The organism is Streptomyces katrae (assembly GCF_000966975.1).
Classification (GTDB): domain Bacteria; phylum Actinomycetota; class Actinomycetes; order Streptomycetales; family Streptomycetaceae; genus Streptomyces; species Streptomyces katrae.
The window spans coordinates 1-6424 of sequence record NZ_JZWV01000571.1 but is presented as its reverse complement, the minus strand read 5'-3'; the positions used below and the strand labels follow the sequence as shown (position 1 = coordinate 6424).

6 protein-coding genes and 2 pseudogenes are annotated in these 6424 nt (G+C 73.9%); 5 read left to right on the top strand and 3 right to left on the bottom strand.

The annotated features are described in order from the left end of the window. The 3 genes and pseudogenes from VR44_RS46450 to VR44_RS47365 all read left to right on the top strand — a co-directional run. Nucleotides 1-196: pseudogene (locus VR44_RS46450) on the top strand (hypothetical protein); the annotation flags it as partial. 2 nt (nucleotides 197-198) lie between these two features. Then, nucleotides 199-399 (top strand): hypothetical protein, encoded by a 201-nt coding sequence (locus tag VR44_RS46445; RefSeq protein ID WP_052713729.1) that lies wholly within the window; start codon nucleotides 199-201, stop codon nucleotides 397-399. Then, a pseudogene (locus VR44_RS47365) lies at nucleotides 369-1049 on the top strand (carbohydrate kinase family protein); the annotation flags it as partial. The gene VR44_RS46445 and the pseudogene VR44_RS47365, both read left to right, overlap by 31 nt. A gap of 73 nt (nucleotides 1050-1122) precedes the next feature. Here the strand turns inward: VR44_RS47365 and VR44_RS20700 are convergent. Next, complete coding sequence (locus VR44_RS20700; RefSeq protein ID WP_045949046.1) at nucleotides 1123-2430, bottom strand: serpin family protein; 1308 nt, start codon at nucleotides 2428-2430, stop codon at nucleotides 1123-1125. 133 nt (nucleotides 2431-2563) lie between these two features. Here VR44_RS20700 and VR44_RS20695 point away from each other — a divergent pair, with 133 nt between their 5' ends. Both VR44_RS20695 and VR44_RS20690 read left to right on the top strand, forming a co-directional pair. Further along, nucleotides 2564-3646, top strand: a complete 1083-nt coding sequence (locus tag VR44_RS20695) for an NAD(P)H-dependent amine dehydrogenase family protein (protein ID WP_045949045.1) — start codon at nucleotides 2564-2566, stop codon at nucleotides 3644-3646. Continuing rightward, entirely contained in the window at nucleotides 3643-4122 is a 480-nt protein-coding gene (locus VR44_RS20690) for a carboxymuconolactone decarboxylase family protein (RefSeq protein WP_045949044.1), read from the top strand. The genes VR44_RS20695 and VR44_RS20690 overlap by 4 nt, the downstream gene beginning before the upstream one ends. 67 nt (nucleotides 4123-4189) lie before the next feature. Here the strand turns inward: VR44_RS20690 and VR44_RS20685 are convergent, their stop codons facing one another. Beyond that, on the bottom strand, nucleotides 4190-5851 hold the full coding sequence (locus VR44_RS20685) for a GMC oxidoreductase (protein ID WP_045949043.1): 1662 nt from the start codon (nucleotides 5849-5851) through the stop codon (nucleotides 4190-4192). A 104-nt stretch (nucleotides 5852-5955) separates the two neighbouring features. After that, the coding region (locus VR44_RS20680) for a DUF4352 domain-containing protein (protein WP_052713727.1) at nucleotides 5956-6424 on the bottom strand (469 nt) is incomplete at its 5' end.

The following is a 6424-nucleotide window of genomic DNA, read 5'->3' as shown; positions in this document are numbered from 1 at the left end:
CACCTGGCTCGCGGCGGGCGCGACCGCGGTCGGCGTCGGCACCGGCCTGCCGACGCACCCGGAGGAACTCGCGGCCCTCTTCGCCGACCTGGCGGCGTACCCGGCCGCGTCCGGCGGCTCGCCACCCCGTGCGCCGGAGCCGGGACGGGCCGCGCCCGACGCGGGGCCCGTTGCCGCACCGCGCGCGCAGGCGTAGCCGTGGCCGCCTTCCCGGCCGACGGGCCGTACGACGTCCTCGTGCTCGGCGAGGTGCTCGTCGAGATCCATGCCGAGGCCCCGCTGCGCGAGGCCGCCGACGGGACCGCCGCCCGGATCTCCACGCCCTCAACGCCGCTGCCGCCGCCGCGGCCGCCGGGGCGCGGACCGCACTGCTCGCGGTCGTCGGCGAGGAGGAGCTGAGCCTCCCGCTGCTGCGCCGGGCCGCCGAGCTGGGAGTGGACGTCTCCCACGTCCACCGCGCCCCCCACCCCAACGGCGCCTACCTGCTCAGCGCGGACACCGACGGGGAGCGCGAGTTCGTCTACTGGCGCACCCGCAGCGCCGGATCCACCCTCTCCCCGTCCCACGTCGAGGCCTGGCGGGAACTGCTGACCGGGACCCGGGCGCTGATCACCGGCGGGATCGCCGGCGCGCTCTCCCCGAGCAGCCGCGAGGCGGTGCTCGCCGCCGCCCGCACCGTCCACGGGGCCGGCGGCCACGTCACGTACGACCCCAACTTCCGCCCCCGGCTGACCGGTCGGGCCGGGGCCCGCTCCCTGCTGGCGGCGATGGCCCCGCTGACCGGGCTGCTCAAGTCCTCCTGCCCCGCCGACGCCCTCGCGCTGGTCGGCACCGCCGATCCGGTCACGGCCGCCGCCCGCTACCGGGCCCTGGGCGCCCGCGCCGTCGCCGTCACCGCCGGGGCCGGCCGGCTGCTCCTGGACGAGGGCGTCCGGGCGGCCCACCACCCCGTGCCGGTGAACCCCGAGCCGGTCGACGCCACCGGCGCCGGGGACTGCTTCACCGGCACCGCCACCGCCCGGCTCGCCCTCGGCGACCCCCTCCCGGAGGCGGTGGCCCTCGGGGTGGCGGCGGCCTCCCTGTCGGTGTCGGGCCGGGGCGGCACGGGCCGCGTCCCCTCCTTCACGGAGACGGCGGCGCTGGCCGCGACGCTGCCGCCGCCCGCTCCTCTTCCTCCCACTGCGCGTCCGCTTCCTCTTCCTCCCGCCTCTTCTCCTCCTCCGTCTTCTCCGGTGGCTCCGCGTACGGGACCGGATCGCTGACCCAGCCCGCCGCCAGGACCAGCCGCGAGGTGCGGTGGACGGCCAGGAAGCCGAAGGGGCGGTCGAAGGACACCTCGGTGCGGCGGACGCGGTAGCGGGTCCGGGGCGGTACACCGGCCCCGACCGCGCTGATCGCGGTGACCGCGGCGGCCTCGAACCCCTCCGCGTGGAACCACGCCACCGCCGACTGCTGAGCGGAGCCGACGGCCAGAGGAGCGGAGCTGACCCCGGGGAAGTGGCTCCGGCGCGAGTCCCGCGCCGCCTCCAGGCCGAACATCCGGGCCCGCTCGCCGAGATCGTGCACGGCCCGTACCTCGAAGGCGGGAGTCCTCACCGCGAGCCGGGGCCCGGGGGTCTGGGCGAGCTCCGTGCCGATGGAGAGGCCGGGGGCGGGGCGGCCCGCCGGGAGCAGGCTCGCGGGGACGACCGGCCGGGACCGGGTGACGGCCTCGATCCCGGTGGTGAGGACCGCGCCGGACCCGGCGCCCGGCTCGCCCAGCAGGAGGTGGACGTCCACCCCCGTGTTCCCGACGACCTCCAGCAGGGTCACCGCCCCCGCCGGCCCCTCCGCCACCCCGACCCGGTCCTGCAGCCGGCTGAAACGGTGCAGCATCCGCAGGGGCCGCCCGGCCCACGGGCCCTCGGCCGCCTCACCGGGCCATTCCGTGAACGGCCGGATCCACCTCGTCTTCAGCGCGAGGGCCGAAGCCAGCACCAGCCTCGTCCCGTCCGGCCCCTCGGTCAGCGTGACCGGCATCTGCCTGACCAGCCCGTCCGTCTGCCGGTCGGCCCACGCGTCCAGCGCCTTGTGGTCGGCCTCCGCGCCACCGCTCAGGGTGCCGTGGCTGCCCGGCGCCAGCCGCTCCAGCCAGGCCGCCTCCAGGGGCAGGTCCGCCCGGGTCCACAGGCCCGCCGCCGCCCGCAGCCCCCGTACGCCGTCCAGTGCGGCCAGCAGTTCCCGTGCGGCCCCCGCCGCCCGCTCGGCGGGCATGCCCAGGGCCTCCGCCAGCTCCGCCCGGGCCGGGCCCGCCGCCCCGTCCGCGAGCGGGGCGAGCAGCGGCCAGACCCCGGCCGCGGTGAACACCGTTCCGGCGTCGCCCCGGTGGGCCCCGGCCCAGTGCGCCGTCAGCCGGTTGACCGCCCGCACCGTCGAATTCCTCATGCTCATGCCGGGGGAGCGTACGGGGTGCGGCTCGACCCGCCGAATCCTTTCTCCGTGCCCGGAGTCCAGGGCGCGGCCCGCTCGAAAAACCTCCTCCACGCCCCTGGGCTCCTCCGCGCCCCGTCGCTACCCTCCGCGCATGATTCCCACGGTGGTCTGGGGCACGGGCAACGTAGGCCGCGCGGCGATCCGCGCCGTCGAGGCCCACCCGGCGCTCGAACTCACGGCAGTGATCGTCCACAACCCCGCCAAGATCGGCCGCGACGCGGGCGAACTCGCCGGGCTCGACCGCCGGCTGGGGGTGGCGGCGACCGACGACATCGGGGCGGTGCTCGCGGCCCGTCCCGCCGCCGTCGTCTACGCCGCGTCAGGCGACGTCCGCCCCGACGACGCCCTCGCCGACATCACCCGCGCCATCACGGCGGGCGCGGCCGTCGTCAGCCCGGCCCTCTACACGCTCTACGACCACCGCAGCGCCCCGCCGGAGTTCCGCGACCCGGTCCTGGCGGCGATAGCCGAGGGCGGCGGCTCGCTCTTCGCCTCCGGCGTCGACCCCGGCTGGGGCAACGACGTGCTCCCGCTCCTGCTGAGCGGACTGGGCACCACCGTGGACGCGATCCGCTGCCAGGAGATCTTCGACTACTCCACCTACGACCAGCCGGACTCCGTCCGCGACCTGGTCGGCATGGGCCGGCCCATGGACGAGGAGCCGATGATGCTCATGCCCTCGGTCCCGACCATGGTGTGGGGCGGCCAGATCCGGATGATGGCCCGCGCCCTCGGCGTCGAACTCGACGAGATCCGCGAGACCTCCGACCGGCGCGCCCTCGACACCACCGTCACCACCCCCACCATGGGGGAGTTCCAGGCCGGCACCCAGGGCGCCATCCGCTTCGAGGTCCAGGGCATCGTCGCCGGCGAACCCCGCATCGTCATCGAACACGTCACCCGCATCCACGCCTCCTGCGCCCCCGACTGGCCCGCCCCGCCCGACGGCGGCGCCGGAGCCCACCGGGTCGTCATCGAGGGCCGCCCCCGCATCGAGGTGACCGTCGAGGCCACCGACGAGGGCGAGAACCGCTCGGCGGGCGGCAACGCCACCGCCGTCGGGCGGCTGGTCGGGGCCATCGACTGGCTGGTGGAGGCGGAACCCGGGCTCTACGACGCCCTCGACGTCCCGCTGCGCCCCGCAGTCGGCAAACTCGGAAGGAAACAGCCATGAGGATCGACGTCCCCGACGGACAGCACCCCATCGAGTACGTATGGGGCGATCTGGTCCCGGGCATCGGCATGGCGGCGGCCAACTTCTCCCTGTCGGTCTACGCCCACACCACCCTGGGCCTGCGCGAGTTCGAGGCGGCCCGGCTGCGCATCGCGCAGATCAACGGATGCGTCTTCTGCCTCGACTGGCGCACCGACCGGGACGGGGAGAAGGTCGAGGAGGGCTTCGCCGACGCGGTCACCGAATGGCGCACCACGCCCGCCTTCGACGACCGCACCCGGCTGGCCGCCGAGTACGCCGAGCGCTACGCCCTGGACCACCACAACCTCGACGAGGAGTTCTGGGAGCGGATGACCGCGCACTACAGCCAGGTGGAGATCGTGGAGCTGAGCATGAGCATCGGCTCCTGGCTCGCGTTCGGCCGGCTCAACCACGTCCTGGGCCTCGACAGCGTCTGTGTGCTGCCGGGGAGCTGAACGGCGGCGGGGCCGGCCGGGCGCGGCGCGCGCCCCGGCCGGCCCCGGTGACCGTGACCGTCCTCCGTCAGAGGTCCGTGGCGATGATCTTCTCGATGTTCCGCTCGGCGAGGGCCGTGATCGTCACGAAGGGGTTGACGCTGGTGTTGCCGGGGATCAGCGCCCCGTCGATGACGTACAGGCCCGGGTGGCCGTGCAGGCGGCCGTAGTTGTCGGTGGCCTTGCCCAGGACGGCGCCGCCGAGCGGGTGGTACGTGAGGTGGTCGCCCCAGACCTTGTCGGTGCCGAAGAGGTCGCTGCGGTAGATCGTCCCCTCCCTGGCGTTGATCTTGTCGAAGATGGTCTTCGCCATGTCGATGGATGGCTGCTTCCAGGCCGTCTGCCAGTTCAGCTCGACCTTGCGCGTCGCCGGATTCCAGGAGAACTCGGCGCGGTTGGGGTTCTTGGTGATGGAGAGGTAGAAGGAGGCGTACGTCTCGATGCCGGTCGGCAGCGGCGCCACCTCGGCGAAGGCCCCGCCCGCGTCCCAGTTGTCGATGCCCCCGCAGGGGATGGACGCCTGGACCTTGCCGGTCGGGTCCCACATGTGGTTCGCCCGGCCGCACATGACGTTGCCGTTGTCGCCCCAGCCCTTGCCGATTTCGTCGTTGAGGAGCGGGAGGGCCCCGGTGGCCTTCAGCCGGACCAGGAGCTTGCTGGTGCCGACGCTGCCGGCGGCGAAGAACACCCGGTCGGCGGTGACGGTCTTGACGGTGACGACGTCGCCGGTGGTGTTCAGCTCCTCCATGGCGACCGTGTAGCCGCCACCGTCCGAGGGGGAGACGGTGGTGACCCGGTGCAAGGGGGAGACGGCCACCCTGCCGGTGGCCCGGGCGGCGGCGAGGTAGGTCTTCTGGAGGGACTTCTTGCCGGCGTTGTTGCCGTAGAGGATCTCCCCGTCCACGGCGGACTTGGGGACGGTGCCGGCCACCTCCTGCTTCATGTAGTCCCAGTCGTAGACGTCCGGCACGAAGACGAAGGGGAAGCCGGAGCGCTGGGCGTGCTTGCGGCCGACGCGGGCGAACTGGTAGCAGTCCACCGTCTCGAACCAGTCGGGGTCGATGAGCCCCACCCCGAGCCCGGCGTTGGCCCGGGGGTAGTAGGTGGAGTACATCTCGTCGGCGTCCACGGTGGGGAGGATGGCGGCGAAGTTCTGCCGCTTGGGGGTCACTGCCATACCGCCGTTGACGAGCGAGCCGCCGCCGACGCCGCGGCCCTGGTAGACGATGATCCCGCCCATCTCCTCGGCGTCGAGGATGCCCGTGTACTTCGGGACGTCCTTGTCGATGGGGAAGCCGAGGAAGTTGCTCAGGGGCGCCTTCGTGCGGGTGCGCAGCCAGAAGGAGCGGTAGTCGGGCCTGGTGGTGTTGGCGAAGATCTTGCCGTCCGTCCCCGGGGTGTCCCAGGCCATGCCCATCTCGATCATGTGGACGTCGACGCCGGCCTGGGCGAGCCGCAGTGCGGCGACGGAGCCCCCGTAGCCGGTGCCGATGACGAGGGCCGGGACATGGGCCCCGGACGCGATGGGAGCGTTGGCTACGGCGGAGGCGATGGCGGTGGCGGGATTGGCGCGGGCCGGGATGGCGTTGGCGCCGAGGGCCATGGCCCCCAGAAGAGAACTGGTTCCAGCGATGAATCCGCGTCGGGAGACACCCTTGGACACCTTGCTGTGCAGGGATTTGTCACTCATGTGGCGTTCCTCACTCTCGACGGAGTGGGAACAAGTTCTACTGGTGGGTGGCTGCTAAGTCACTAGATACGTCGAGGTAATTTCCGGCCGGTTCCGGCAGGCGTTCAGGAGAGGCTCCAGTGGGCGACGTCGTCCCCGAGCCCGGCGTCCAGGGCGAACTGCACCGCCGCCGGACGGGCTTCCCGCGGCAGCCGGAAGACGACGTAGCCCGCGGCCGAACGGCCCGGGGCGAGGGTGACGGTGCCGGGGAGGGGCGGGCCCGCGTCCGTGGGGGCGCTGAGCCCGGTGAACCGCCGCCCGGTGGTGTCGAGGAGGTGCGCGGCCGGAGCGGGGGAGTCCTCGTACGGCACGGTTCCGGTGTTCTCCAGACGCAGTTCCACGGCGACCAGACGCTCGCCCCCGCTCGCCGGCTCCGGGCCCGCGGGGTCCACGACCCGGGTGAGGGTGACGTCGAGCCGCTCGCCGGGGCGGTCGCCGTCGAGGGAGACGGTCTCGCCGGAGCCGTCGGTGCCCGCGCCGAGCAGCACCGCCACGAGGAGGGGAGCCAGCAGGACGCGGGCGGTCCTGCCCGCA

Excerpts from the sequence above, each read along its gene's own strand:
- VR44_RS20700 (WP_045949046.1), bottom strand. The coding sequence starts at position 2,430 with ATGAGCATGAGGAATTCGACGGTGCGGGCGGTCAACCGGCTGACGGCG.
- VR44_RS20685 (WP_045949043.1), bottom strand. The coding sequence starts at position 5,851 with ATGAGTGACAAATCCCTGCACAGCAAGGTGTCCAAGGGTGTCTCCCGA.
- VR44_RS20690 (WP_045949044.1), top strand. The coding sequence starts at position 3,643 with ATGAGGATCGACGTCCCCGACGGACAGCACCCCATCGAGTACGTATGG.
- VR44_RS20695 (WP_045949045.1), top strand. The coding sequence starts at position 2,564 with ATGATTCCCACGGTGGTCTGGGGCACGGGCAACGTAGGCCGCGCGGCG.